Here is a 25,502-nt window from a genome sequence, read left to right on the forward strand (position 1 = left end):
ATTTCACCAATAATTACCTTTGTAAACAAGTAATTAAAACAGCTAGGAACTAAGCAAGGTATTTTGCCCCAAAACGGCGTTTAATAATGTTATCGGAGAAAATTAAGCTCCTACTCAAAGAAGTAGGAATGAATTTAACTTTTTCAGTGTCCAATTAAAACAGCTTAAAAATTAAGCGAGCGGTTACACTACACCTTGTTCAATCATTGCATCGGCTACACGTCTAAATCCAGCAATATTAGCGCCTAATAGTAGGTTGCCGGGTTGATCAAACTCCTTTGCGGTGTCGTTGGCTGTGGTGAAAATATCTTTCATTATTTGTTTAAGCTTTTCATCTACTTGCTCAAACGTCCAGCTTTGCATACTGGCATTTTGTGCCATTTCTAATTGGCTCGTTGCCACCCCACCTGCATTTGCTGCTTTGCCAGGGCCATAAGCTATTTTTGCTTCAATAAAGCAATCAATCGCTTCTTTGGTTGAAGGCATATTCGCCCCTTCACTGACTAAAATACAACCATTTTCAAGTAGTGCTTTTGCATCCGCTTGGGTTAATTCATTTTGCGTGGCACAAGGGAATGCCGCATCCGCACTGTAACGCCATACAGCATGACCATCCTCTGGGTAATCATCGCGAGGGGTATACTTGGCTTGAGGATGAGTATCTAAGTAGTCACTTAAACACCCTCTTGATTGCTCTTTGAGCTGTTTTATCAGCTTTAAATCAATACCATTCTCATCGTACAAAGTGCCTTTTGAGTCACTACAGGTAATTGGTGTTGCACCAAGTTGATATAACTTTTCCATGGCATAAATAGCCACATTGCCTGAGCCTGAAATTAAACAGCGTTTTCCTGATAAGCTGTCATCACGATCTTCAAGCATATAGTTAGCAAAATAAACTGCGCCATAACCCGTTGCTTCTTTGCGAGCAAGCGATCCGCTCCAAAGTAAGCTTTTACCGGTTAGTACGCCTTCATAGCGCCCTGTTAAGCGTTTATATTGGCCAAACATATAACCAATTTCTCTTGCCCCTACGCCAATATCTCCTGCAGGTACATCGGTTGTAGGACCAATGTGGCGATATAACTCGGTCATAAACGATTGGCAAAAACGCATTATCTCGCCATCAGAGCGTCCTTTAGGATCAAAATTAGCGCCTCCTTTTCCACCGCCTATAGGCAAACCAGTCAGTGCATTTTTAAAAATTTGTTCAAAGCCTAAAAATTTTATGATGCTGGCATTTACACTTGGATGAAAACGTAAGCCGCCTTTGTAAGGGCCCAGCGCTGAATTAAATTCGATTCGGTAGCCTTTATTCACTTGAATATTGCCCTCATCATCAACCCAAGGCACACGAAACATTAACTGGCGCTCTGGCTCTACCATTCTTTGAATAATTGCTTGTTGTTGGTAATGACTGGTTTGCGCAAATATAGGCTCTAGCGAGTCTAGCACTTCTTCCACTGCTTGATAAAACTCACATTGCGCAGGGCTCGTCTGCTTTAATTGCGCAATTGTTCTGTGTATATAATTCATATTTATTCTTCCATGTAGGTATTTTTAATTTGAAATAGGAAAAATGATCAATGCTATTGCTAGTGAAGAAATTAATTATCCGATCATTATTTTTACACTTTAACATCATAGATAAACTGGATGCACGTGTTTGATGTTGAATTAAATTGTTGTTTCTTTTGTATAAAAACTCATTAAAAAAGAATTTATATGCTAAAAACAGCCGCTTGAATGAATAACATGTTAAAAGTATTAAAAAAATAGTAAAACAAAATACGACTCTACACTTTTACGAGAGCGACAAAATAAAATGCTTTATGAGACTGAAGTTGTAGAAGAATAGACGGATAATTGAGTAAATGTGGAGAGGTCAAAATGGAGGTTGTATTCAACCTCCATAAAATGCATTAAGCTTTTTCGCCATCTGGGCGAAAAGTACGCTGTACACCGGTTAAAAATAAACGCAAGATTTGATCGTTACACACACGGTAATGCTTGTTTTCAACTTTACGTGAAAATGCGCTTAGCTCATGTTTACTTAAATCAAAATCAACCAACGCCAAGGTCGCGATCACATCTTCTGCTTTCATATTTAAAGCAATACGTAGCTTCATAAAAATAATATTGTTGTTCAATTTACTTTCAGGCTCTGGCTGCTCACCTTCACGCTTGCCGCGCTTGGTATTTATAAAACCATTTAAAAATACCGCAAATTCAGTGTCACTTATTGGGGTATACCCAGGCTCGCCCTCTTTAGTTAACCATGCAATCACCTGCTCAGTGCTTACGCTCTGCGCTGCTGCGGCGAAAACATCAACCATAGCTGAATCTGTTAAATCAAAGGTGTAGCGAATACGGCGTAAAATATCGTTATTTGTCAAAGTAAATTCCAAGGTAAATAAGTGCTCAGCAAACAAACGCTGTTAAGTAGCGGCGCAGTTTATCAGAGTTACACTTAGTGCCCTATTAAATACTGTCTTTAATTACCCAATACTTTTGCCGGATCAACTCGTGTTGCTTGCCATGCTGGATACAGCGTCGCCAATATTGCAAGCACAAAGGTGGCAATAACAGTTAACACTATATCTTGCCAAACTAATTTACTGGGCAAAAATTCGATAAAGTACACACCTTCTAGCGGGTTTTCACCCAGTAACAAGCTCAGCCAAGTAAATAGCTCACTAATATTAATTGCTAAAATCACGCCAACAATTGAGCCTAAAAGTACACCCACAAATGCTTGGGTTAAGCCTTGCATGACAAAAGTAGCCAATATGGTACTGTCTTTGGCACCCATGGTTTTTAAAATAGCAATATTGCCTTCTTTTTCACGCACTTCCATTACCAGTGAAGACACAATATTGAAACTCGCCACCGCGATAATTAAAAACACCACAATATAAACAATCGTGCGCACCATTTGAATATCTTGATACAAGCTACCTTGCGTTCTAAGCCAACTCGAAATATACACATAATCGGTAATAGTCTGGCCAACACGAAGCGCTATTTGATGCGCCGAAAACACATTATCAACACGCAAGCGTAACCCTGTTACTTGGCTTTGATCATAGCCTAAGGCTTGTTGTGCTTTGTTAAGATGAATAAAAGCAGCGCTGCTGTCGATTGGTCCGCCCATTTCTATAATGCCCGCAAGCGTGAGGGTAACACGTTTTGGGGCGAGTATTGACCGGCCTTTTTCACTAATTTGCGGGATTAACAAGGTCACGTTATCACCTAATGCGATATTAAGTTGCTTAACAATTTGCTTGCCTAAAATAACATCATCACCTGTTAACTGGCTGACTAATTTACCTTGTGTAAATTGGTTGATGGCTGACACGTCACCTTCCAACGAAGGCTCAACACCTCGGATCTCAACCGCTTTTAATTGGCTTTTAAATTGCGCCATACCATTAACGGCAATAAATGGGGCTGCGCCTGTTACGTGTGGTTGCTGTTTTAACTTTTCGACTTTGCTAGGCCAATCGGCAATCGGCCTACTTGGGGCAACATATTCAACTTGCGGCACGACACTTAATAAACGATGAACCAATTGTTGTTCAAATCCATTAATCACCGATAACGCCACAATTAACACTGCAACACCAAGTAAAATACCGATAGTGGATGCTTTGGCTATAAAACTTACAAAGGCATTTTTTTCATCTTTATGGCCTGAATAGGCTCTAAAGCGTTTACTAATAAAGGCACTAAGCAACATGACTAGACTCTTTTATCGTTAGTTTACCATCATCTAAGTACGCTATTTTACCCAGCTTATCAGCCAGCTCTAAATCATGAGTAACTACCACAAAGCTGGTGTTTAAACTTTTATTTAGCTGATTAATTAAATCGTAAATTTTAATTGCATTTTGCTTATCTAAATTACCTGTTGGCTCATCAGCAAGCACCAGCGCAGGCTCTGTCACTAGAGCGCGTGCAATGGCAACACGCTGGCGTTCACCACCAGAAAGAGCCGATGGCTTATGGCTACTTCTATGTGCAAGGCCTACCTTATCTAGCATGTTAAGCGCTTTCTTATTGGCTTCTTTTGCGCTCAATCCTTTTATGAGTAATGGCATGGCAACGTTTTCAACTGCACTAAATTCCATTAATAAATGGTGGAATTGATAAATAAACCCTAAGTTTTTATTTCTGAAAGCCGCTTGCTGCGAGCGAGATAACTTAGCAACGTCTTGGTTTTTTATTTTTGCACTACCCGCACTGGCCGTGTCTAAGGTGCCTAAAATATGTAACAAGGTGCTTTTACCTGAACCTGAGCTGCCAACAATTGCCAGCATTTCACCTTGCGTTAGGGCTAAATCAACCCCTTTTAATACCTCAACCTGATTTTGCCCGTCTTGGTACACCTTACTTATTTTTTCACAACTAATTACTAAATCATTCATAACGTAATACCTCTGCTGGGTTTACTTTAGCGGCTTGGCGCGCTGGATATAAAGTCGCTAAAAAGCTCATTGCTAAGCTTAAAACGGCAATAACACTTAAACTAACCACATCAAATTTGACGGGGAGTGAAATTCCCGATAGTAAATTTAAACCAACCAAAGCCAGCAGTTCATTTATATATAAGCTTAATAAAATACCTAAAGAAGCACCCACGACTGTGCCAATTACCCCGTTATAGAGCCCTTGTACCATAAATACGGTTTGCACTTGGCTTGGTGTGAGTCCTAATGTTTGCAAAATTGCTACTTCGCTTTGTTTTTCACTGACCATCATGGTCAGTGCCGATACAATATTAAATACCGCCACCAGCACAATTAAGCCAAGGAGCATAGACATGATGCGTTTTTCCATCGCAACGGCGGCAAATAAAGTGCCTTGACTGCTTCGCCAGTCGGTGAGTTTAAAGTCATTGAGTATGTGTTGGCTGTCTTGCATAAATTGGTCAAGTGCAAACGGCTCATGCAGTGACACGCTTAAATTAGGTACCGTATTGTTACTAAGTTTTAAAACCCGTTGTAGTGATACGCCACTGGTAAATGCCAACCCCATGTCTATTTCGGAGCCAGTTTCATAGATAGCAGCAATTTTAAATAAACGTTGGCTTGGCATGCGCCCAAGTGGGGTGTACGTAGATGCGTTAGGCATAATTACACGTAACTTATCACCTAAGCCAACGCCAAGTTTGCGGCTTAAATAACGACTTATTGCAATATTATAATTATTGTTTAGTACATTTAGCCAATTGCCTTGCACTATTTTGTCGGTGATTTTATATAGCGAGCCGTTGTTGTCGTAAAGCCCTTGTAATAACACCCCGTGAAGATCTTTATTGGTTTGCAATATGGCTTCACCATGGCGATATAAACTAACATGATCAACATACGGTGATTGCTCAAGCGCAGATTTTAACGAATTCATTTGCGCTTTGGAGTGATCTTTGGCTTGCACTTCAACATGTGGAATAAGCCCCAACATATTTGATTTTAAACTACTCTCAAAGCCGTTCATTACACTACTGACCGTAAAAAGCGCCATTAAACCAATCGCTATACCTGCAATAGAAAAAAACGAAATGAACGAAATAAACGCATTGCCTTTAGAGGAGCGGCTATATCTGAGTCCGATAAATAGGCTAACAGGTTGAAACATATTAATTAAACATTAATGCCAAAAGTGTGGCTTATAGTAGCACGAACTCAGCGCAATTGAATATCACCATAAATGTAAGAAATAATTTATAAATCTGACACTTGGCTATATTTTAAACAAGCCAGTAAACCCTGCTAAACTTTCAGCCCTGTTATTAAGTAATCCAGTAATACCCGTACATTAGTAGCCACAAATTGCCGTGACGGATATAGACCCCACACGCCCTCTTGTTGTGGTTGGTATGCAGTTAATATAGGCACTAACTGACCGGATTTAATTTCATTTTCAATATAGTAATCAGGCAACTGAACAATACCCAAACCTTTTTTAGCGCCGTCAACCAGTGCCCAGCCGCTATTACAATGCAATCGCCCTGCGACCTTAATATGTTTATCACGATTATTTTCATTTACTCGCCAATAACTACTATTGCCAATTAAACATTGATGATTATTAAGCTCCCCCAAAGTGTGAGGCTCACCAAAACGCGCTAAATATGCAGGTGAAGCACACATAATAAATCGTCGCGAACTCAAGCGCCGCGCTTTTAAGCTTGAATCTTTTAAATGGCCTAGTCGAATGGCTAAATCAAAGCCCCCCTCTAATAAGTTTTCTTGCTCGTTAGAGAGCGTTGCGATTACTTCTACCTCAGGGTGATCATGCATAAATGAATGCACAATGGGCATAATAAAACTTTCACCATACATAACCGGTGCTGTTAATTTAATTTTACCTTTAGGTGAGGTTTGTACCGATGCTAAACCTTGAGTGGCCTCGTCCATTGCGTGCTGTAAATGTTTAACTTGGTGTAAAAACTGCTCGCCCTCTTTGGTTAACACAACCTTTCGAGTGGTACGTGTTAATAATTGCGTATTTAACCGTTGTTCAAGCTTTGTAACATGGCGGCTAATATGAGCAACCGATAAACCTAACGTCTGTGCAGCTTGGGTAAAACTTCCCTCTTCGCCAACAGCAATAAACTCATCAATACCTTCCCAACGCATAATTATTACCATACTGTAAAAGTGTTTTATTAAATTGAAGATTATCATCATCTGAGAAACAAATACAATAACCTCATCACCCAAACAGTATGGGTCTATAATTCATATTCAAACCACTACAAAGGATATACACATGTCTGAATTTATAAAATCAAAAGCAGCGATTGCCTGGGGCCCTAATCAGCCTTTAAGCGTTGAAGAAGTTGATGTGATGATGCCTAAAAAAGGCGAAGTAATGGTAAAAATCACTGCCACTGGTGTTTGTCACACTGATGCTTTTACATTATCTGGTGAAGATCCAGAAGGTATTTTCCCTGCTATTTTAGGCCACGAAGGTGCTGGCGTTGTTTACGCTGTAGGTGAAGGCGTAACCAGTGTTGAGGTAGGCGATCATGTTATTCCACTTTACACTGCTGAATGTGGTGAATGTAAAATGTGTAAATCTGGTAAGACTAACTTGTGCTCTGCAGTACGTGAAACGCAAGGTAAAGGCCTAATGCCAGATGGCACTACACGCTTTTATAAAGATGGTGAGCCTATCTATCACTACATGGGTTGCTCAACATTCTCTGAGTACACCGTACTCCCAGAAATTTCACTTGCTAAAGTAAACAAAGAAGCATCACTTGAAGAAATTTGTTTACTTGGTTGTGGCGTAACCACAGGTATGGGTGCGGTAACAAATACAGCAAATGTTAAACCAGGTGATACTGTCGCTATTTTCGGCCTAGGTGGTATTGGTTTATCGGCTATTATTGGTGCAAAAATGGCGGGCGCGGGTCGCATTATTGGTGTTGATATCAACACCAGCAAGTTTGACTTAGCCACTAAGCTTGGTGCAACAGACCTAGTTAACCCTAAAGACTTCGACAAGCCAATTCAAGAAGTGATTGTTGATATGACCGACGGCGGTGTTGATTACTCATTTGAGTGTATTGGTAATGTTGATGTAATGCGCTCTGCACTTGAGTGTTGCCATAAGGGTTGGGGAGAGTCTGTGATTATTGGTGTAGCCGGTGCTGGCCAAGAAATTTCAACTCGTCCGTTCCAACTTGTTACTGGCCGTGTATGGCGTGGTAGCGCATTTGGTGGTGTTAAAGGTCGCTCACAACTTCCTGAAATTGTAGAGCGTTACATGGCGGGTGAATTTGCGCTAAACGATTTTATCACTCATACCATGAGCCTAGAAGAAATTAACGATGCCTTTGATTTAATGCATGAAGGTAAAAGTATTCGTACTGTAATTCATTACTAATACGCTCATTTCACTTAATTACCATCACAAGCCGTTGCTATTAAGTAACGGCTTTTAAGGATTATTATGTTAGAAAATATTTCAACAGCTAAAGTGGCTGGCGGATGGCATAAGCAATACAGCCATAGCGCCTCAAGCACTCGTTGCACTATGCGTTTTGCAGTGTTTTTACCGCCAGGCGCCAGTGAAACCAATAAGGTGCCGGTACTGTACTGGTTATCAGGTTTAACCTGTACCGATGAAAACTTTATGCAAAAAGCAGGCGCATTTAAAAAAGCATCGGAGCTGGGTATCGCCATTGTAGCGCCAGATACGAGCCCACGTGGTGATAACGTGCCAAACGAAGACAGCTATGATTTTGCACAAGGTGCTGGGTTTTACCTTAATGCCACAAAAGCGCCCTACAACACCCATTTTAATATGTATGATTACGTTGTTAATGAGTTACCGGCACTAATTGAGCAACACTTTCCTGTTACAGATAAAAAAGCAATTAGTGGTCATTCAATGGGCGGGCATGGCGCATTGATGATTGCACTTAAAAACCCACATTCGTACGCCAGCGCTTCGGCATTTAGTCCTATTGTTAATCCTATGGCGTGTCCGTGGGGTGTAAAAGCATTTACAGGCTACTTAGGTGACGACAAAACAACGTGGGCACACTACGATACTTGCGAATTAATGCAACAAGCCGAGCAAGCAAACTATTTACCTATGCTGGTAAGCCAAGGTGATGCTGATAACTTTTTAGAAGAGCAGCTTAAGCCGCAAAACTTGGTCGATATCGCTGATAAAAAAGCGTATCCGCTGCAGCTCGAAATGCACGCTGGCTACGATCATAGTTACTTTTTTATTAGTAGCTTTATAGACCAACACTTATTATTTCATCATCAGTTTCTAGCGGCTTAGATCCATTACTGTGTAGAGTAGATTTATCTACTTCTACACATTCTTTTAAGACCTTAGTAACCTGCCTACATTTTTTAATCACACCGTCATCTCCTTTTATAAATTCAATTATGGCTTTATCAGTTTCGTAACCAAGCTTGCTAAAACTAAAACTATCTTTATCCTTTACAAAACTGTTAGTGCTATTGATGTTTGACTTGGATCTCGCCGTTTCATCCAAAAATATACCCATAACTGTACAACCACTTAATACATTATTTGAAAAGATAATAATTAATAAAATGCGCATGTAAACTCTCGTTGCAAATGAGCCAAATTATATACGACTTAAAAAGGAGTGTTGTAAAAATATGTAAGCCCCACAATTTTACCTAATAGAGTTTGCTTGTGTGGTACGCAGCTGAAATTCATTGCTGGGTAAAAACGCACTTTATTGTGTAAATATTGCTAACGCCACTCATCCCCCTCGATAAAAAAAAGGTAACACAATGATTTTATTTAAATTAATACCTTGGTTCAATTTTTGCTACTTATTTAGAATTTATCCGTGGAAATAGCAATGGAAATTGATCTACAGTGGAGTGACATTATTGATAATTTGATTCATCTTGGCATGGCGTATTTACTTGCCCTGCCAATGGCATATGATAGAGAGCGTAGCCATAATGGTGCAGGTCTAAAAACGTTTCCTTTAGTTGCCGTCGCATCATGTGGTTATGCACTGATTGCAATGTCAGTTTTAGAGGGCGCAGAGGCGCAATCTAAAATGTTACAAGGTATTATTACAGGTATTGGTTTTATTGGTGGTGGCGCTATTTTAAAAAATAACCAGTCTACATCTGGAACAGCAACAGCTGCGAGTATTTGGAATATGGGTTTAATTGGTATCGCTATTGCGTACAGCCGCTATGAAATAGCTATTTTGTTGGCAGTAATAAACTTCATAACGCTTAGGTATGTTAAAAAATTTAAATAAGGAAAATTATAATTAATTGCTTAGCGCTGACGCGATCACCCTGTTAAATTCAACCCTCAAACTCGCCTTTTGATATAATATAACATATTATCAAGTTCATTTTTTTCATTCTTGTTAATTGTATTTTATGTCATTAGCTTTATCGCAAAGTCGCTTGCATCATATTGATCTATTACGCGGCATTATCATCATATTTATGGTGATAGATCACGGCATGTATTATTGTCTAAATTATTCAGTAACTGATCCCATGACCTTACCCGGAACAGATGCGCTTACTTTTTTCACACGCTTTATATCGCATTTTTGTGCGCCATTATTTGTATTTCTAGCAGGCCTCTCTGCCGCTATTACAGAGCATAAATACGCGTGTACTCGTCAGTTTGCTAACGCTTTAATAGTTCGAGGCTTAGTGCTTATTTTATTTGAGTTTACAATTGTATCATGGTCATGGAGTTTTAATCCTCTTTTCCCGACGTTATATGCTCAAGTAATTTGGGCGATTGGCTGGGGCTTTGTGGTGCTTGGCTTGCTTCGCTTAATAAGTATATACCCTGTATTTATAGCTGGGTTATTACTGGTATTTGGTCATAACTTATTAGATGGTTTCAACTCGATTTAAGATCTTGCGCAAAACCTCAATATTTGTCGATATTGTGTTGTTAAACCTTAGTGAAACTCCATTGGATTTAACTTCTCCGATAAGGACATCAATATTATTACTGTCATTTAGCTGCAAACGTGAACATAACCCCGCTTCTCTTTCGGATTCACTATGATTTGGGAATCTAACTCCCAAAATATCAACTTCTGAGCTAATCCTGCCATTAATATCATGATGAACAATAAAACCATCAGAAAAGTATCCGTTTAATCGTAAGTAAAGTTTTACTAGTCGCTCTTGAAGCTGTGATCTTTCTTTATCTGTTAACATTCCTATTAACTTTTGAGTTTTAACAGCTTGTTGAACACCACTTTGAGGGTTATAACACCCCAAAACGGCGTATATTACATTGTTTAATAATTCCACTAAACAACTTCAATTTAAACAATTAATTACGTAGGCTGTAAAACACCTCTTGTTAAATACACCAAAGCGACTTTAAATAATGTTATTGGACAAAACACCTCAACTGCATAAATAAACAGTATCGATAAACATGCCATTTTTCGCTTATAAAACACTCAACTCATTGGCTAGTGATTTAGCTAGGTGGTTATAATTTTTGCTGTTGTATATTATGATGAGCTCACCCCCTGCATTTTTAAATCCATTAAGGTTTTTTCAGTCATTTTATTAAGGATTATCTCATGTCTAGCTATAACGAATCCCCAGAGCAAATTGCACAAGCCACTGAGGGCTATGTGATGCAGCAAACTATGTTACGTATTAAAGATCCAAAACCGTCGCTGGCATTTTATGAAAACGTATTGGGCATGAAGTTGTTAGGTAAGTACGACTTTCCTGATATGGAATTTACATTGTACTTTTTAGGCTACGAGCAAGATATGCCAAAAGGCGATGATAAACAAAAAACCCAGTGGGTGTTTCGCCGCCCTGCGCTGATTGAGCTTACCCATAACTGGGGCACTGAAAACGACGACAGCTTTAGCGGTTATCACAGCGGTAATGAAGAACCAAAAGGCTTTGGCCATATTGGTATTAGTGTACCCGATGTATACGCTGCCTGTGAGCGCTTTGCTAAGTACGATGTGGAGTTTGTAAAACAGCCAGATGACGGTTCTATGAAAGGCCTTGCCTTTATTAAAGACCCAGACGGTTACTGGATTGAAATACTCTCGCCGGAGGGCATTACTGACATAATTCAATCGCAATAAAAAACATTAAAAATAAAAAAGCCTGCAAATGCAGGCTTTTTGTTTACAAGTACTGTGAAAAACTTGAATTTTTTTAACGACGTAGTGCGTCTATACGTGCGTCAAGCGGCGGGTGAGATGAAAACAACTCAGCCATGCCTTTACCACTGGCAATACCGAAGGCCATCATTGAGCCTTCTAATTGCGATGGGTGGTTTTGCTTTAATCGCTCAAGGGCTGAACGCATTTTATCTGCGCCTACCAACTGAGCTGCGCCGCTATCGGCTGCAAATTCACGCTTACGGCTATAATGAGCAACCACTATGCTTGCCAGTACGCCAAATAATATTTGGAATAACATATCGAATAAGAAGTAAGTCCAGCTGCTGCCGCCCTCTTCTTCATCGCTATTGATGAAGTTGTCAACAATGCCAGCCATTACTTTAGCGGCAAAAATAACAAAGGTATTCACAACACCTTGAATAAGCGTTAGCGTTACCATGTCGCCATTAGCCACATGCGATACCTCGTGCGCCAATACGGCTTCGGCTTGATCTTGGCTCATGTTATGTAATAAACCCGTACTTACCGCCACCAGCGAATTATTTTTACTCGGGCCAGTTGCAAACGCGTTCATTTCTGGGCTGTCGTAAATCGCCACTTCTGGCATGTTAATACCGGCTTTTTTAGCTTGAGCAGCCACAGTGTTTACCAGCCATTGTTCGGTTTCGGTACGAGGTTGGGTGATCACTTGCGCACCAGTTGATTTTTTGGCGATCCATTTCGACATAAATAACGAAATAAACGATCCACCAAAACCAAATACAGTCGCAATTAGTAAAATTCCGCCAAGGCTACGATGGCTTAAGCCCAGCGCACTCATTATTATTGAAAGCACCACACCTAATACCAACATAACCGCGAGGTTAGTTAATAAAAACAAAAATACACGTTTCATACGAGTTCTCCAAAAATAACATTTATTGCTGAGCGATTTACTATGTTTGATCGGCTTTGAGCAATCACTGCGTTATGACACACTATGTCATAACGTCAGCGCTATTCTGTGACAAACTATGTCACAACACAAGGGTTATTTATGGATTTATCGATAATATTTCAAGCAGGGTTTTATAAATTTGTAATTTATGAGCTTGCTCTGTGTATGGGCTAATGGCAAGCAGTGGAAATGGTAAACGTGTTTTCAGTGAATCTAGGTTTGCTTGGAATTCATCCATAGTGGCATCAACTTGGTTTGCAATCCACCCTACACAATTAATCCCTAAGCTTTGCATGTGTGCAGCAGTGAGTAATGCATGATTTATACAGCCTAGTTTCATCCCTACCACTAATATTACTGGCAGTTGCTCTGCTTTTACCCAGTCGTATAAATACTCGTTATTATTAATTGGTAATGCCCAGCCGCCTGCACCTTCTGTTAATAGGTAATCGGCGCCTTGTTGCTTAACATGTTGATAAGCTATGCTGAGCTTTTCTACTGTTATGTTTATACCTGCTTGCTCTGCAGCAATGTGCGGAGCTATTGGCGGCGCAAATGCAAATGGGTTAATTATGTCGTATTTAGCGCTGACTGTGGCGCTTTCCATTAGCATTAGTGCATCGGCGTTCACAAGCTGCTCAAACGCCATTTCACACCCAGAGGCAATCGGCTTAAAACCTATTGCGCGCTTTTTATGTTGCGCGAGTAACTTTAACAGCAAACTGGTTACATGAGTTTTACCGGCGTCGGTATCGGTACCGGTAATAAAAAACTGGTTCATGGCATGGCCTTATTATTTTTACTGGGCTTTTTCTAATGATAACAATACTACATGGTAAGATACATGGGCTTTATTGTTTATAATCGGATAAGCATCACATACTTTTTGCAGCGCTGATTTAGTTAATAAACCACGACGACTTGTTGCATGATTTTGTGTGGTGGCACCAATGGCTTTGATCGATTTTATAGCCGCTAATGCACTACTGTGCTGATCGGTATAAATGACTTTTTTTGAGGTGGTGATCTTAAACCCGGCATTTTCGACCGATTGGTTTATATTATTATGGCTTGCAAACTGATTAATATGATTATGTGAATCAAGCACTGCAAAGGCGGTTTTGATCTCGTTTAATGACCCTGCAACAACCGTACTAATATAGGCTTGTCCGCCTGGTTTTAATGCTTGATAAAGCGAGTGCATTAAGATTTCAAAATTAGTAGACCACTGCAAAGCAAAATTACTAAATAGCACATCAATACTGTTAGCTTGCAGCGGTAAATTATCCATGTCGGCGCACAGTTTTGGGGTGTATAAATCACTGCTTTTTAGCATGTTAAAACTTAAATCTATGGCAACAACTTGGCCAAATAATGCCCTTAAAGCCTGAGTATTAACAAGCGGCCCTGCGCCTAGGTCAACACAGAGCCTTTTAGGGTTTGCTCTAATGAGTTTAAATAAATCATTTGCTGCTTGTTTTTGCACATTGGCATGCTGGCTGTAACTGTTTGCTGCTTTTGAAAAGTTATGCGCTGTGGTTTTTTTTAAAGCCTGAGTCGCTAAATACACTGTGGTGGGATTAAGTGGCTTAGTTTTAATTGCCTGCGGGCTTATCATGAAATGACCTTCTGTAAACTACCAACGAGTTGTTTTATATCGTCATGGGTGTGGGCTGCACTTAAGGTAATACGCAAACGCGAGGTATTGTGTAAAACAGTTGGCGGGCGAATAGCCGTTAGCCAAATGCACTGCTGCTTTAGTTGCTCACTGGCTTTTAACGTTTGCTCGGCGCAGCCTAAAACAATTGGTTGAATCGCGGTGTTAGAGTCCATTAGCGCAATGTGCTGCTCTTTTGCTAGGCGTTTAAACAGCGCAATATTAGCGTTTAATTTGGCTCGCTTGTCGTTGGCGCCTCTTATGCTCTTTATACGCGCTAAAGTATGTGAGGCAATAAACGGCGACATAGCGGTTGAGTAGGTATAATCACGATTAAACTGCAGCATGTAATCTATAAAATGCTGCGAACCTAATACGCACGCCCCACTACTAGCAACCGCTTTACCAAAGGTGATCACTAAGATATCGGGCAAGGTGTCGGCTGCAATTAAGGCTTCACAACTGCCAAGCCCCGATTTTCCTAAAGCACCAAAACCATGGGCATCGTCTATCATTAACCACGCGTTATGCTGCTTTGCTAAGGTTAATAGCGCTTTGATTGGCGCGGTATCACCATCCATGGAGAACACACCTTCAGATACAATGAGCTTATTTCGCGCTTTTGATTTTTCTAGCCGTGAGCGTAAATGGTTTATATCGTTATGGTTAAAGCGTATTAACGCGGCGTTGGCGTGTAATGCGCCATCAATTAAACTGGCATGATTGAGTTTATCTTGAAAAATCGCACTGTGTTGCGCTGTCGCTTTATCTTGAAATAGCGCTTTTATAACACTGCTATTAGCACTAAAGCCCGAATTAAACAGCATACCTGCCTCATAACCCAAAGCACTACATAAAGCTTGCTCAAGCGCTTGCTGTGGCTGTTGATAACCTGTCACTAGTGCTGAACTGTGGCTACCTAGTAATGGCGCGCTGGTTAATTCCACCGGCGAATCGCCAAACCCTAAATAATCGTTACTCGCAAAGTTAAGGTAGGTTTTATCATCAACCGTAATAGTGCGCGCTGTTGCGCTTTGTACTACATAGCGTTTACGCAAGAGCTGCTGTGCTTTGCGTTCATCTAAATGGGTGTTTATAAATTCAAATGACATAAATGCTTTAACCTTCAACGCAATACTTTAAACCATTAGCATAGTACTGAGCACTTTACGCTTCGTAAAACAATTCTGCGGTTGCTTTATCAGCCACTTGCGATGACAAAGACGCAGCAACGGCTTCATCTGAATAATCGTGGCGTGTTTCTGGGTTCATCCCGAGCTTTTTAATTAATTGCATGTCGGCATCGGCTTCTGGGTTTTCGGTAGTAAGAAGTTTATCACCATAAAATATAGAGTTAGCACCGGCAAAAAAGCACATTGACTGCATTTGCTCATTCATTGCTGTGCGTCCTGCTGATAAACGTACGTAACTATGGGGCATCATAATACGTGCTGTGGCAATGGTACGAATAAACTCAAACTGATCTAAGTCATCAACGTTTTCAAGCGGTGTCCCTTTCACCTTTACTAGCATATTAATTGGCACGCTTTCGGGCTGCTGGGGTAAATTAGCTAACTGCATTAATAAGCCATAGCGGTCGCTTGCTTGCTCACCCATACCGACAATACCGCCGGAGCATACTTTCATACCAGCGTCTCGCACATTGCCTATAGTATCAAGGCGGTCTTGAAAGGTACGAGTTGATATAATTTGCTCATAGTATTCAGGTGAAGTGTCGAGGTTGTGGTTATAGTAATCAAGCCCTGCACTGCGCAGTTCATGAGCTTTTTCGTTATTTAACATGCCTAAAGTCATACAGGTTTCAAGGCCAAGGGCTTTTACTTCTTTTACCATTTGCGAAATGTATGGCATGTCTCTGTCTTTTGGATCTGACCATGCAGCCCCCATACAAAAACGAGTGGCGCCTTTTTGTTTTGCTAACCGTGCTTGCTCTACCACTTTTTCTACTTCTATTAGGCGCTCGCGTTCTAAATCAGTTTTGTAATGCCCCGATTGCGGGCAATATTTACAGTCTTCTGGGCAGGCACCTGTTTTAATAGATAACAACGTAGAAATTTGTACTTCGTTTGGATTAAAATTAGCGCGATGCACAAAGGCGGCTTTAAATAATAAATCGTTAAATGGCATTTCAAATAAGGCTTTTACTTCCTGATGGGTCCAATCGTGTCGAACTGTTGCAAGCTCCATAATACTCTCTTTTATTTTTTGCTCTTGGTGTTATTGGCTTAGAATACGTATTGCCGTACCATTGTCAACGAAGCCCACTTAGTTAAAGTTTACATATGAACAAAAAACAAACGATAGACCTTGATTTTGATCGTCAGCACATTTGGCACCCCTACACCTCAATGACTCAACCTATTCCGGTTTACCCCGTTACGCATGCAAATCACAACCTTATTTACTTAGAAACGGGTGAACAACTTATTGACGGTATGGCCTCATGGTGGAGTGCTATTCACGGCTATAACCATCCGGTTTTAAATGAAGCGATGCACGCCCAGATAGATAAAATGAGCCATGTAATGTTTGGTGGCATAACCCACCAGCCGGCAGTAGAGCTCTGTAAAAAGCTGGTAGCGATAACGCCAGAGGGATTAACAAAGGTGTTTTTAGCCGACAGTGGCTCAGTAAGTGTGGAAGTAGCGATAAAAATGGCGCTGCAATATTGGTTAAGCCAAGGGGTTACAACAAAACAAAAATTAATGACTCCGTTCAAAGGCTACCATGGCGATACGTTTGCAGCGATGAGTGTGTGCGATCCTATTAATTCTATGCATAATTTGTACGCTGGTTTTTTGCCTGAGCATATTTTTGTGCCTGCCCCTATTAGCCAATTTAATAGTGCGTTTAATCAAGCTGAGGCTGATGAACTCAAAAGCTATTTTTTAAAGTACCACCAGCACGTTGCCGCGTTTATTATTGAACCTATAGTGCAAAACGCCGGAGGAATGAATTTTTATCATCCTGAGTATTTAGCCTGTGTGCGTAAACTATGCACTCAATATAATGTGCTGCTTATTTGCGATGAAATTGCCACCGGATTTGGCCGCACCGGCAAATTGTTTGCTGTAGAGCATGCCAATATAGAGCCCGATATACTGTGTATAGGTAAAGCGCTGACTGGTGGCGCAATGACACTTTCGGCAACCATAACTAGCGAAAAAATAGCCACAGGGATCAGCGAAGGAGAAGCTGGGGTTTTGATGCACGGACCTACATTTATGGGAAATCCCCTTGCCTGTGCTGTTGCCTGTGCCAGTATTGATTTATTACTAAGCCAAAACTGGCAACACCATATCAGCGAAATAAATACTCAATTACAGCAGCTGCATAAATGCCAAGCGCTCAGCACCGTGGCGAATGTACGTACTTTAGGAGCTATTGGCGTAGTAGAGCTTACAGAAGAGGCTGGTAGCATTGATGTCGCTAAAATTCAGGCTTATTTTGTATCTCAAGGAGTATGGATACGCCCCTTTGGTAAGCTAATTTATCTAATGCCACCGTATATAAGTGACAAAAACAGTATTCGCGCTTTATGTGATGCTATTTATAACGCCATAAAAGGTAAACATTACGTATAGATAGGTTAACTATCATCAAGGATTACGTTAAAATTTATGCAAATAATTAGTTTGCTGCCTATTCGTCCCAAAACATTGGTATTTTTAGCCCTGACCTGTCATTTAGTGTGTTGATCTGAGTGATCTTTAGGGATATGATAATGCCTATCATTTACAATAACATTTATGGACTCACTTGCTATGAAAATATTACTTAAGCCTGCCAAGACATTAAGTGCAAGTTTTTTACTCGCCTCTGCGATTTTTGCACAACCGGCACTTGCTAATGGCCCTATTGGTGAGCATGTTAATCACCTTCAAGCTAATTTAAAAACTTACAATGAAGACGTTGAATGGATGATCTCTAAAGTCGATACCATGGTAAGCGATTACGAGAAAAAAGGCGCAAAAGCAGTCAATAGTGATGATTTGGTTGAGTACTGGGAGTCAGTTAAATTCCACAGCGCCATAGAAACTAATTACGTGCCTGTCTATGCCTCTATTTGGCAAGGTTTGTATGGCATAAAAATGGCTATCGATAATAAAAAACCAGCGTCAGAAGTACGCAAACAACAACAAGCAATGAATAATGCCCTATGGCAAGGATTAGGCGCAGTTAAACTGGCGGCTAAGTTTCAACAAAAAGGGTTATTAGATAGCGTTAAAGCAACAGCAACCAAAGAAATGACGCAAAGCGCGACTATCGACGAAATTAAACACAAATTAGACCGAGTGGTCGCTAAATACGCAGAACGTTTAAGCGATGAAGCCACCAACATAGTGCACGACACCTACCTACATTTATTCGAAGGTGTTGAAGGTACACTAATTGAGCAAGACGCGAAGTTAGTAGAAATCCTAGAAAAAGACTTTAACGTCACACTTCCACAAGCAATTTCTAATAATAAAAGTGTTGATGAAGTTCGTGATGTGGTTGTTGATATGCAAACCAAACTAAGCCGCGCTCAAACGCTGATTGAAAAAGCAGAAAAAGCACGTAAGGATGTATTTTAAGTGAAACGCAGAACCTTTATTCAAGGCTTAGCTGCGTTAGGGGTAGCGGGTGCTTTACCGCTATCGCTTTCACGCGCTTTTGCCGCTGATATTGCTATTGCAAACCCCGTGTCTGTTGATACATTGCCTAAACTAAAAGGTGCATTGACGCTTTATTTAGGCCGTGGTGAAGGTGGCTTATACGAAAACGTATTACAAGCCATTCAAAAAAAGAACCCTGAACTTGACCTTGCCATTCGTCGCGGCCCTACCGCAGCGCTTGCCAACACCATTGTTGCCGAAGCAAATGCAGGGGTTAAACGTGCCGACTTATTTTGGGCAGTCGACTCTGGGGCAATTGGTTTAGTTACCGATGCCGGTCTTGCCAAGCCCATGCCGAGTGATTTATCAGCGCAATTACAGCCACAATTTAGATATGATGAATGGGCACCTGTTACTGGCCGTATTCGTACTTTACCCTTTAATACCGATCGCTTAACCAAAGAGCAAATTCCAACGAGCATTATGGACATTGCCGACAGTGATTTAAGTATTGGTTGGGCGCCTGCTTATGCTTCTTTTCAATCGTTTATTACTGCTATGCGGCTTTTAGAAGGTGATGATAAAACGGCTAAGTGGCTCAAAAAAGTTAAAAAACGATCTAAAACCTACGCCGGTGAACTCGGTGTGGTAATGGGCGTTGAACGTGGTGAAGTAGACATTGGTTTTGCTAATCATTACTACACGCTGCGCTTAAAATCAGGTAAGCCCGATGCAAAACTTGATTTAGCCTTTACGCAAAATGATGCTGGCTGTTTAGTTAACGCTTCAGGTATTTTATCGTTATCTGACGACCCACTGGCAATCAACTTTATGCGCTATTTACTTAGCATTGAAGTGCAAAGTTATTTAGCAAGCGAAGCCTATGAAATCCCACTGGTTAATGGCATTACTCAACCCGATGGATTGCCAAAGTTAACCAGTATTTCGCCACCTAAAATTGATTTAACCCAGTTGGCTGATTTACGCCCAACTATAGATTTAATGCGCAGCAGCGGCGTTTTATAATGCGAATACCTACATCTTACCCAATGGCGCTGCTTGCAGCGCTAGTGACCCTGACCCCTATTTTTGTTTTAATTACGCTTGCCTCTGACGCAAGCTCTTTTTTTGATAGCCATAATTTAACTATTTTAGGCAATACCTTGTCGTTAATGGGATTAACTGTATTAGGTTCAATTTTAATTGGTGTGCCCTTAGCATTCATTAGCGCCTATGTGCAGTTACCGTTTAAAAAGTTTTGGCTGGTGGTGTTTGCAGCCCCGCTTGCTATTCCCAGTTACATTGGCGCTTTTACGCTTTATGCTGCATTTGGTCCTGGCGGTGAAATAAACAACTTACTTGGTTTTGAAACCCCTTCTATGTATGGCTTAACGGGAGCCGCCATTGTCATGACCTTGTATACTTTTCCGTTTGTTATGATGACTACCCGTTCGTCTTTACTTAGTTTAGATGCCAGTATGGTCAACGCTGCTCGCACACTGGGTATGTCGATGACGCAAAGCGTATTTAAAGTTATTTTACCCCGCGTAATAAATGGCATTGCTGCAGGGTCATTATTGGTTGCGCTATATACCTTATCTGACTTTGGTACTCCCGCAATGATGCGCTTAGATACGTTTACCCGTGTTATTTATGTGGAATACAATGCCTTTGCCTTAAGCCGTGCGGCTATGTTATCACTGCAACTGATGGTGATTGTTGGCTTTTTATTAATGATTGAATCACAAATAAAAACCGCCTCAGAGCGTCAAGGTCGTTCGCTTATTTTATTCCCTAAAAAATGGCAACTAGGCGCTATGTTTGCCACCTTTGCACCTATTTTGTTACTCGCTATTGGCCTACCTTTAGCAGTATTTACTTTGTGGTTAGTGCGTGATGGCTTTAGCTCGTTTGATTTTAGTATTGCCTGGCATTCAACTTACGCTTCAGCCATTGCCGCTATTGTTACAGTTATTGTTGCCATTCCGGTTGCCCATGCGGCTTTAAGTGGTAAGGCTGGTAAAGTAATGGAACGTGTTACTTACTTTGGTTTTGGTATTCCGGGTATTGTTATGGGTACAGCGCTTGTGTATGGCGGCTTACAACTACCCTTTTTATATCAAACGCTGGGCTTATTGATTATTGCTTATATGCTACGTTTTTTACCACTTGCGGTAGGTTCTGTGCGTACCAGCACCGAGCATCTTGACCCAAGTTTAGTAAAATCAGCACGGGTATTAGGCGCAAGCCCGCGCGAAGCCTTTACGCGTATTACTTTACCCCTAACTATGCGTGGTATTATTGCAGGTGGCGCCTTGGTCTTTTTAGAGTCAATGCGTGAATTAGAAGCCACACTTTTATTAGGCCCCACTGGCTTTGAAACGCTGTCTACCTACTTATGGCGTGTTTACGAAGCCGGTTATTTTGGCCGTGCTGCTATTCCTGGCTTATTGTTGGTAGTGATTTCTGCGGGTGCTTTAGCTATTATGATGTCTGGCGAAAAACGCAACCAGTTTGAACATTAAGGATTTATAAAAAATGCTATCTGTAAGTCAGTTGTCTATAGATTATGGCAGTAACCGTGTTGTTAGCGATTTAAATTTCACCTTAGGTGAAAGCGAAATATTAATGCTTGTTGGTCCAACAGGTTGCGGAAAAAGTACTATTTTACAAGCGTTAGCGGGGCTTTTACCAATTAGTGAGGGTGAAATTAAAGTAGCTAAATGGACAGCGACACCAAAGCATACTGTGGCGCCTGAAAAACGCAGCGTAGGTATGGTGTTTCAAGACTTTGCGTTGTTCCCTCATTTAACAGTTGAGCAAAACGTATGTTTTAAACTTAAAGACACCAGCCCTGCCGATCACTGGCTAAAACTTCTTGGTTTAGATGCATTTAGGCATAAAAAACCAGCCACACTGTCAGGCGGGCAAAAGCAACGCGTAGCATTAGCGCGTACCCTTGCCCACCAACCTGACTTTGTATTACTTGATGAGCCGTTATCTAACCTTGATGCTGCCTTAAAAGATATGTTGCGTTGGGATATCCGCAACGCATTAAAAGAAGCTGGTGTACCGGCAATTTGGGTAACGCATGATCAAGAAGAAGCGCTTTCGGTGGGCGATCGTGTGGGTGTTTTAAAAGGCGGTAAAATACAACAAATTGACACCCCAGAGCAGTGTTTTAGTACCCCAAACAACCGCTTTGTTGCGCGCTTTTTAGGTGAAGCCAGCTTTATAAAAGGAACCCTAAATAACGGCCAAGCGCTTACCGACATTGGTAATGTGCCTGCAAACGGCATTGATTGTGACACTTGTGAGGTAGAAGTTTTACTTCGTCCAGATGATGTATTATTAGTACAAAGCAGTATTGGTAATAATGGTGAAGTAATTTGGGTACGCTTTGAAGGCGGTAGCCGTTTATGCGCGGTTAAACTTGCATGTGAAACCGTAGTAACTAGCCGAGTAAGCCATGAGGTGGTTGTACACCCAGGTGACAAGGTACATGTTTCGCTCAGTACATCTCACCCATTGGCGGCATTTAAAAGCTAGTAGCGTATTTATCTTACTTGAGAGGAAACCATGAACGGACCAAATCCAAACAATCCATCACCTATGGACGGTTTTCCTCAAGTAGGTTATTTAAAAAACTTTATTAAGTCACCTAATATAGAAGTGGGTGATTACACCTATTACGACGACCCTGATGGGCCTGAACATTTTGAAAAATGTCCTTTATCATTTCGATTTTATTGGGGATCGTCTCATCATAGGTAAGTTTTGCGCCATAGCTAAAGACGTTACTTTTATAATGAATGAGGCTAACCATCAAACCTCCGGCTTTTCTTCTTATCCATTTTTTATATTTGGTAACGGTTAGGAAAAGTCTGCACCTCAACAAAGTGACTTACCTTTCAAGGGCAATACTGAAATAGGTAATGATGTATGGATTGGTTACAACGCCACTATTATGCCGGGGGTAAAAATTGGCAGCGGCGCCATCATAGCGAGTAAATCTGTGGTAACCAATGATGTACCTGCCTATAGCATTGTTGGCGGTAACCCTGCAAAAGTAATAAAAAAGCGTTTTGATGAAACAACTATCAATCAACTTTTAGCAATTGCATGGTAGGGCTGGAGCAGTGGAAAAATTACCGCTCATTTAGATGCCATTACCCACGCTGATATAGACGTTTTAGCTGAAATTTAATAATTACCACTCAAACATGTAGGCCATTTTACTAATGGTTTTAAGCGGTATGTTATGACTATTGCGCTTGGCATATAAGTGTTGCATTGATTTGTCTTTTACTTCACCAACAATCACTTCTTTTACTTGATACCCTAAAGCTATCGCTGCTTGCGAATAGGCAATGAATTCCCATTTTTTAATGTTAGTGTTATCAACAATAACCAGTTCAATACCTTGTGCTAACGCGTTAATAAAACGTGCTAGGTTTAGGTTATGATATTGCGATAATTTAAACTTATCGAAATGATATTCACCCTGCTCGTTTACAAAGTAATCATCTGTTGAGCAAATAAAATAATTGCTTTCATCTGCGCCCGATAATTCGTCAGCGAGATTTTGCGCATAATATGACTTACCACTGCCTGGCAGTCCTCGTAAAATAAAAACTTGTTTCATAGCATCCATTTTTTATTAATGGTAAACGTTAATTCGGTTTGATTACTAATAATGCCACAAATTGATGAATTTTCAGAGTAACAAATGGTAATAGTAGCCATTTAACTCTAAAAACTGGTTAAAAAAACCGCGCGTGACTAAAAACTTTTAAAGAGTTGCCCACAACAGTTTTTTTATTTTACTTTACTAGGTATTATACAAGGTTCAAGTGCAGTGACCTTACATACATAAATGCATGAGTAACGCACAATTAATTTATATAGTTAGGCAACTTATATCATTGGAGTGAAGATGAGCCATTTAGCGATTTCAGAGCTATTAAAAGGCAATGTTGCGGTAGACAGCCAAGTAACCATTAAAGGCTGGATCCGTACACGCCGCGATTCAAAAGCAGGAATATCATTTTTAGCCGTTCATGACGGTTCGTGTTTTGATCCTATTCAAGCGGTAGTTCCTAATTCACTGAATAATTATGATGAAGTTACAAGCTTAACAGCAGGCTGTTCTGTGTCGGTTACCGGTGTATTAGTGCAATCTGCAGGACAAGGTCAATCTTTCGAAATTCAAGCTAATTCAGTGACTGTGTTAGGTTGGGTTGAAAATCCAGATACTTACCCAATGTCGGCTAAGCGCCACAGCATTGAATATTTACGTGAGCACGCTCACCTTCGCCCGCGCACCAATATGATTGGCGCAGTAACGCGTGTACGTAACTGTTTAGCGCAAGCGATTCATCGTTTTTACCATGAGCAAGGCTTTTACTGGATCAGTACACCAATCATCACAGCCAGTGACTGTGAAGGTGCGGGTGAAATGTTCCGCGTATCAACCCTTGATATGCAAAACCTGCCAATGACAGATAAAGGCGAAATTGATTACAGCGAAGACTTTTTTGGTAAAGAAGCATTCCTAACGGTATCTGGCCAGCTAAACGGTGAAACATATGCATCAGCTATGTCTAAAATTTACACCTTTGGCCCTACGTTCCGTGCAGAGAATTCAAATACATCTCGCCACTTAGCTGAATTTTGGATGGTAGAGCCAGAAGTTGCGTTTGCTGATTTAGAAGATATCGCAAAATTGGCTGAAAACATGCTTAAGTACGTGTTTAAAGCGGTATTAGAAGAACGCCGTGACGACATGGAGTTTTTTGCTCAACGTATCGAAAAAACTGCGATTAGCCGTTTAGAAGAATTTGTTGAAAAAGACTTCGCACAAGTTGATTACACAGACGCTGTAGAAATTCTAAAAGCATGTGGCAAGAAGTTTGAGTACGCTGTTGAATGGGGTGTAGATTTACAGTCTGAGCACGAGCGTTACCTAGCAGAAGAACACTTTAAAGCACCGGTTGTTATTAAAAACTACCCGCGCGATATTAAAGCATTTTACATGCGTCAAAACGAAGACGGTAAAACTGTTGCGGCTATGGACGTAGTGGCACCTGGTATTGGTGAGATCATTGGTGGTTCACAACGTGAAGAGCGTCTTGATGTATTAGATGCACGCCTTGACGAAATGGGCTTAAATAAAGAAGACTACAGCTGGTACCGCGACCTACGTAAATACGGTAGCGTGCCACACTCTGGCTTTGGTTTAGGGTTTGAGCGCTTAGTTGCTTATGTTACCGGTATGGGTAACGTACGTGATGTGATTGCATTCCCACGTACTAAAGGCAGCGCAACGTACTAAGCCACGCTTTGTGACGTTAAATAAAAAACCAACCTAAGGGTTGGTTTTTTATTGTCTTTATCTAAATCTTTATAAATATCTTGCGTTTATAAAGCATATTTGACATTAACTAAAAGCCTATAACATGTAATAAAGCAAAGGTGAACTATGCCAATTTAGCACTCATAACTAAAGCGAGTTGCTCATACATCCCCCCCCCCAGTGGAGCTCGCCAATATTTACGTGTGATGCGCTCTGTACCCAGACACCCGCAAACCCAGAAACACAACAACGGCGTCGCCCCGCGCGCCTTT

Annotated in this window: 24 protein-coding genes and 2 pseudogenes; 12 read left to right on the plus strand and 14 right to left on the minus strand. The window is 40.8% G+C overall.

From position 1 onward, the window contains the following. Positions 1–183: 183 nt before the first annotated feature. The 6 genes from gdhA to CWC30_RS14275 all read right to left on the minus strand — a co-directional run bounded on the left by gdhA (position 184) and on the right by CWC30_RS14275 (position 6,644). Entirely contained in the window at positions 184–1,536 is a 1,353-nt protein-coding gene (gene gdhA, locus CWC30_RS14250; protein ID WP_138627423.1) for an NADP-specific glutamate dehydrogenase, read from the minus strand. 386 nt (positions 1,537–1,922) lie between these two features. Further along, a complete protein-coding gene (locus CWC30_RS14255; protein ID WP_024601041.1) occupies positions 1,923–2,396 on the minus strand; it encodes a YehS family protein in 474 nt (157 codons plus the stop codon). Between the two features lie 98 nt (positions 2,397–2,494). Beyond that, the gene (locus CWC30_RS14260) at positions 2,495–3,739 is read right to left on the minus strand and encodes a lipoprotein-releasing ABC transporter permease subunit (protein WP_138627424.1); all 1,245 of its coding nucleotides are present in this window, start codon (positions 3,737–3,739) and stop codon (positions 2,495–2,497) included. Then, positions 3,729–4,427, minus strand: coding sequence for a lipoprotein-releasing ABC transporter ATP-binding protein LolD (lolD, locus tag CWC30_RS14265; protein ID WP_036982810.1), 699 nt, complete (start codon positions 4,425–4,427; stop codon positions 3,729–3,731). Before lolD ends, CWC30_RS14260 begins: the two co-directional genes overlap by 11 nt. Continuing rightward, positions 4,420–5,637 (minus strand): lipoprotein-releasing ABC transporter permease subunit, encoded by a 1,218-nt coding sequence (locus CWC30_RS14270; RefSeq protein ID WP_069439410.1) that lies wholly within the window; start codon positions 5,635–5,637, stop codon positions 4,420–4,422. The genes lolD and CWC30_RS14270 overlap by 8 nt, the downstream gene beginning before the upstream one ends. Before the next feature lie 134 nt (positions 5,638–5,771). After that, entirely contained in the window at positions 5,772–6,644 is an 873-nt protein-coding gene (locus CWC30_RS14275; RefSeq protein WP_171034725.1) for a LysR family transcriptional regulator, read from the minus strand. Between the two features lie 130 nt (positions 6,645–6,774). On the opposite strand from CWC30_RS14275, the gene CWC30_RS14280 reads away from it, so the two are divergent. Both CWC30_RS14280 and fghA read left to right on the plus strand, forming a co-directional pair. After that, positions 6,775–7,896, plus strand: a complete 1,122-nt coding sequence (locus CWC30_RS14280) for an S-(hydroxymethyl)glutathione dehydrogenase/class III alcohol dehydrogenase (RefSeq protein ID WP_036982813.1) — start codon at positions 6,775–6,777, stop codon at positions 7,894–7,896. Positions 7,897–7,962: 66 nt separating this feature from the next. After that, positions 7,963–8,805: an S-formylglutathione hydrolase gene (fghA, locus tag CWC30_RS14285; protein ID WP_069439408.1), complete on the plus strand. Its 843-nt coding sequence runs from the start codon at positions 7,963–7,965 to the stop codon at positions 8,803–8,805. Here the strand turns inward: fghA and CWC30_RS14290 are convergent. Next, a complete protein-coding gene (locus tag CWC30_RS14290) occupies positions 8,759–9,094 on the minus strand; it encodes a hypothetical protein (RefSeq protein WP_138627426.1) in 336 nt (111 codons plus the stop codon). The genes fghA and CWC30_RS14290 overlap by 47 nt on opposite strands. 270 nt (positions 9,095–9,364) lie before the next feature. On the opposite strand from CWC30_RS14290, the gene CWC30_RS14295 reads away from it, so the two are divergent. Together CWC30_RS14295 and CWC30_RS14300 are read left to right on the plus strand one after the other, a co-directional pair. Continuing rightward, a complete protein-coding gene (locus tag CWC30_RS14295; protein ID WP_138627427.1) occupies positions 9,365–9,781 on the plus strand; it encodes an MgtC/SapB family protein in 417 nt (138 codons plus the stop codon). A gap of 127 nt (positions 9,782–9,908) precedes the next feature. Next, positions 9,909–10,388 (plus strand): annotated as a pseudogene (locus CWC30_RS14300) (acetyltransferase domain-containing protein); the annotation flags it as partial. On the opposite strand, the gene CWC30_RS14305 reads toward CWC30_RS14300, so the two are convergent. Next, complete coding sequence (locus CWC30_RS14305) at positions 10,380–10,811, minus strand: hypothetical protein (RefSeq protein WP_138627428.1); 432 nt, start codon at positions 10,809–10,811, stop codon at positions 10,380–10,382. The pseudogene CWC30_RS14300 and the gene CWC30_RS14305 sit on opposite strands and share 9 nt — an antisense overlap. A gap of 281 nt (positions 10,812–11,092) precedes the next feature. Here CWC30_RS14305 and gloA point away from each other — a divergent pair, with 281 nt between their 5' ends. Beyond that, positions 11,093–11,620 (plus strand): lactoylglutathione lyase, encoded by a 528-nt coding sequence (gene gloA, locus CWC30_RS14310; protein ID WP_036982819.1) that lies wholly within the window; start codon positions 11,093–11,095, stop codon positions 11,618–11,620. Between the two features lie 73 nt (positions 11,621–11,693). Here the strand turns inward: gloA and htpX are convergent, their stop codons facing one another. The 5 genes from htpX to bioB form a co-directional block, all read right to left on the minus strand. Continuing rightward, the gene (gene htpX / locus CWC30_RS14315; RefSeq protein ID WP_138627429.1) at positions 11,694–12,557 is read right to left on the minus strand and encodes a protease HtpX; all 864 of its coding nucleotides are present in this window, start codon (positions 12,555–12,557) and stop codon (positions 11,694–11,696) included. Positions 12,558–12,696: 139 nt separating this feature from the next. After that, on the minus strand, positions 12,697–13,380 hold the full coding sequence (bioD, locus tag CWC30_RS14320) for a dethiobiotin synthase (RefSeq protein WP_138627430.1): 684 nt from the start codon (positions 13,378–13,380) through the stop codon (positions 12,697–12,699). An 18-nt stretch (positions 13,381–13,398) separates the two neighbouring features. Continuing rightward, on the minus strand, positions 13,399–14,217 hold the full coding sequence (locus CWC30_RS14325; protein WP_138627431.1) for a methyltransferase domain-containing protein: 819 nt from the start codon (positions 14,215–14,217) through the stop codon (positions 13,399–13,401). Continuing rightward, the gene (locus CWC30_RS14330; RefSeq protein ID WP_069439403.1) at positions 14,214–15,368 is read right to left on the minus strand and encodes an aminotransferase class I/II-fold pyridoxal phosphate-dependent enzyme; all 1,155 of its coding nucleotides are present in this window, start codon (positions 15,366–15,368) and stop codon (positions 14,214–14,216) included. The genes CWC30_RS14325 and CWC30_RS14330 overlap by 4 nt, the downstream gene beginning before the upstream one ends. A gap of 55 nt (positions 15,369–15,423) precedes the next feature. After that, a complete protein-coding gene (bioB, locus tag CWC30_RS14335) occupies positions 15,424–16,464 on the minus strand; it encodes a biotin synthase BioB (protein ID WP_138627432.1) in 1,041 nt (346 codons plus the stop codon). A 95-nt stretch (positions 16,465–16,559) separates the two neighbouring features. Here bioB and bioA point away from each other — a divergent pair, with 95 nt between their 5' ends. The 6 genes and pseudogenes from bioA (at position 16,560) to CWC30_RS19080 (ending at position 23,082) form a co-directional block, all read left to right on the plus strand. After that, positions 16,560–17,861 carry an adenosylmethionine--8-amino-7-oxononanoate transaminase gene (gene bioA, locus CWC30_RS14340; RefSeq protein WP_138627433.1) on the plus strand — a complete coding sequence of 434 codons (1,302 nt, stop codon included), beginning with the start codon at positions 16,560–16,562 and terminating at the stop codon, positions 17,859–17,861. Positions 17,862–18,041: 180 nt separating this feature from the next. After that, positions 18,042–18,854 (plus strand): hypothetical protein, encoded by an 813-nt coding sequence (locus CWC30_RS14345; RefSeq protein ID WP_036983462.1) that lies wholly within the window; start codon positions 18,042–18,044, stop codon positions 18,852–18,854. After that, complete coding sequence (locus CWC30_RS14350; RefSeq protein WP_069439400.1) at positions 18,855–19,901, plus strand: ABC transporter substrate-binding protein; 1,047 nt, start codon at positions 18,855–18,857, stop codon at positions 19,899–19,901. Continuing rightward, positions 19,901–21,400 carry an ABC transporter permease gene (locus CWC30_RS14355; protein ID WP_013464979.1) on the plus strand — a complete coding sequence of 500 codons (1,500 nt, stop codon included), beginning with the start codon at positions 19,901–19,903 and terminating at the stop codon, positions 21,398–21,400. The genes CWC30_RS14350 and CWC30_RS14355 overlap by 1 nt, the downstream gene beginning before the upstream one ends. Before the next feature lie 13 nt (positions 21,401–21,413). Further along, on the plus strand, positions 21,414–22,424 hold the full coding sequence (locus tag CWC30_RS14360) for an ABC transporter ATP-binding protein (RefSeq protein WP_138627434.1): 1,011 nt from the start codon (positions 21,414–21,416) through the stop codon (positions 22,422–22,424). Positions 22,425–22,454: 30 nt separating this feature from the next. After that, positions 22,455–23,082, plus strand: a pseudogene (locus tag CWC30_RS19080) (CatB-related O-acetyltransferase). A gap of 3 nt (positions 23,083–23,085) precedes the next feature. On the opposite strand, the gene CWC30_RS14370 reads toward CWC30_RS19080, so the two are convergent. After that, positions 23,086–23,520 carry an AAA family ATPase gene (locus CWC30_RS14370; RefSeq protein ID WP_013464982.1) on the minus strand — a complete coding sequence of 145 codons (435 nt, stop codon included), beginning with the start codon at positions 23,518–23,520 and terminating at the stop codon, positions 23,086–23,088. 291 nt (positions 23,521–23,811) lie between these two features. Here CWC30_RS14370 and asnS point away from each other — a divergent pair, with 291 nt between their 5' ends. Then, a complete protein-coding gene (gene asnS, locus CWC30_RS14375; protein ID WP_013464983.1) occupies positions 23,812–25,209 on the plus strand; it encodes an asparagine--tRNA ligase in 1,398 nt (465 codons plus the stop codon). Positions 25,210–25,502: the final 293 nt, after the last annotated feature.

The sequence above is a fragment of the Pseudoalteromonas sp. S4741 genome, from assembly GCF_005886135.1.
GTDB classification, from domain to species: Bacteria; Pseudomonadota; Gammaproteobacteria; order Enterobacterales; family Alteromonadaceae; genus Pseudoalteromonas; species Pseudoalteromonas tetraodonis.

Excerpts from the sequence above, each read along its gene's own strand:
- CWC30_RS14270 (WP_069439410.1), bottom strand. The coding sequence starts at position 5,637 with ATGTTTCAACCTGTTAGCCTATTTATCGGACTCAGATATAGCCGCTCC.
- bioB (WP_138627432.1), bottom strand. The coding sequence starts at position 16,464 with ATGGAGCTTGCAACAGTTCGACACGATTGGACCCATCAGGAAGTAAAA.
- CWC30_RS14260 (WP_138627424.1), bottom strand. The coding sequence starts at position 3,739 with ATGTTGCTTAGTGCCTTTATTAGTAAACGCTTTAGAGCCTATTCAGGC.
- gloA (WP_036982819.1), top strand. The coding sequence starts at position 11,093 with ATGTCTAGCTATAACGAATCCCCAGAGCAAATTGCACAAGCCACTGAG.
- CWC30_RS14325 (WP_138627431.1), bottom strand. The coding sequence starts at position 14,217 with ATGATAAGCCCGCAGGCAATTAAAACTAAGCCACTTAATCCCACCACA.
- lolD (WP_036982810.1), bottom strand. The coding sequence starts at position 4,427 with ATGAATGATTTAGTAATTAGTTGTGAAAAAATAAGTAAGGTGTACCAA.
- asnS (WP_013464983.1), top strand. The coding sequence starts at position 23,812 with ATGAGCCATTTAGCGATTTCAGAGCTATTAAAAGGCAATGTTGCGGTA.
- gdhA (WP_138627423.1), bottom strand. The coding sequence starts at position 1,536 with ATGAATTATATACACAGAACAATTGCGCAATTAAAGCAGACGAGCCCT.
- bioA (WP_138627433.1), top strand. The coding sequence starts at position 16,560 with ATGAACAAAAAACAAACGATAGACCTTGATTTTGATCGTCAGCACATT.
- CWC30_RS14355 (WP_013464979.1), top strand. The coding sequence starts at position 19,901 with ATGCGAATACCTACATCTTACCCAATGGCGCTGCTTGCAGCGCTAGTG.
- htpX (WP_138627429.1), bottom strand. The coding sequence starts at position 12,557 with ATGAAACGTGTATTTTTGTTTTTATTAACTAACCTCGCGGTTATGTTG.
- CWC30_RS14295 (WP_138627427.1), top strand. The coding sequence starts at position 9,365 with ATGGAAATTGATCTACAGTGGAGTGACATTATTGATAATTTGATTCAT.
- CWC30_RS14360 (WP_138627434.1), top strand. The coding sequence starts at position 21,414 with ATGCTATCTGTAAGTCAGTTGTCTATAGATTATGGCAGTAACCGTGTT.
- CWC30_RS14330 (WP_069439403.1), bottom strand. The coding sequence starts at position 15,368 with ATGTCATTTGAATTTATAAACACCCATTTAGATGAACGCAAAGCACAG.
- bioD (WP_138627430.1), bottom strand. The coding sequence starts at position 13,380 with ATGAACCAGTTTTTTATTACCGGTACCGATACCGACGCCGGTAAAACT.
- CWC30_RS14290 (WP_138627426.1), bottom strand. The coding sequence starts at position 9,094 with ATGCGCATTTTATTAATTATTATCTTTTCAAATAATGTATTAAGTGGT.
- fghA (WP_069439408.1), top strand. The coding sequence starts at position 7,963 with ATGTTAGAAAATATTTCAACAGCTAAAGTGGCTGGCGGATGGCATAAG.
- CWC30_RS14280 (WP_036982813.1), top strand. The coding sequence starts at position 6,775 with ATGTCTGAATTTATAAAATCAAAAGCAGCGATTGCCTGGGGCCCTAAT.
- CWC30_RS14370 (WP_013464982.1), bottom strand. The coding sequence starts at position 23,520 with ATGAAACAAGTTTTTATTTTACGAGGACTGCCAGGCAGTGGTAAGTCA.
- CWC30_RS14345 (WP_036983462.1), top strand. The coding sequence starts at position 18,042 with ATGAAAATATTACTTAAGCCTGCCAAGACATTAAGTGCAAGTTTTTTA.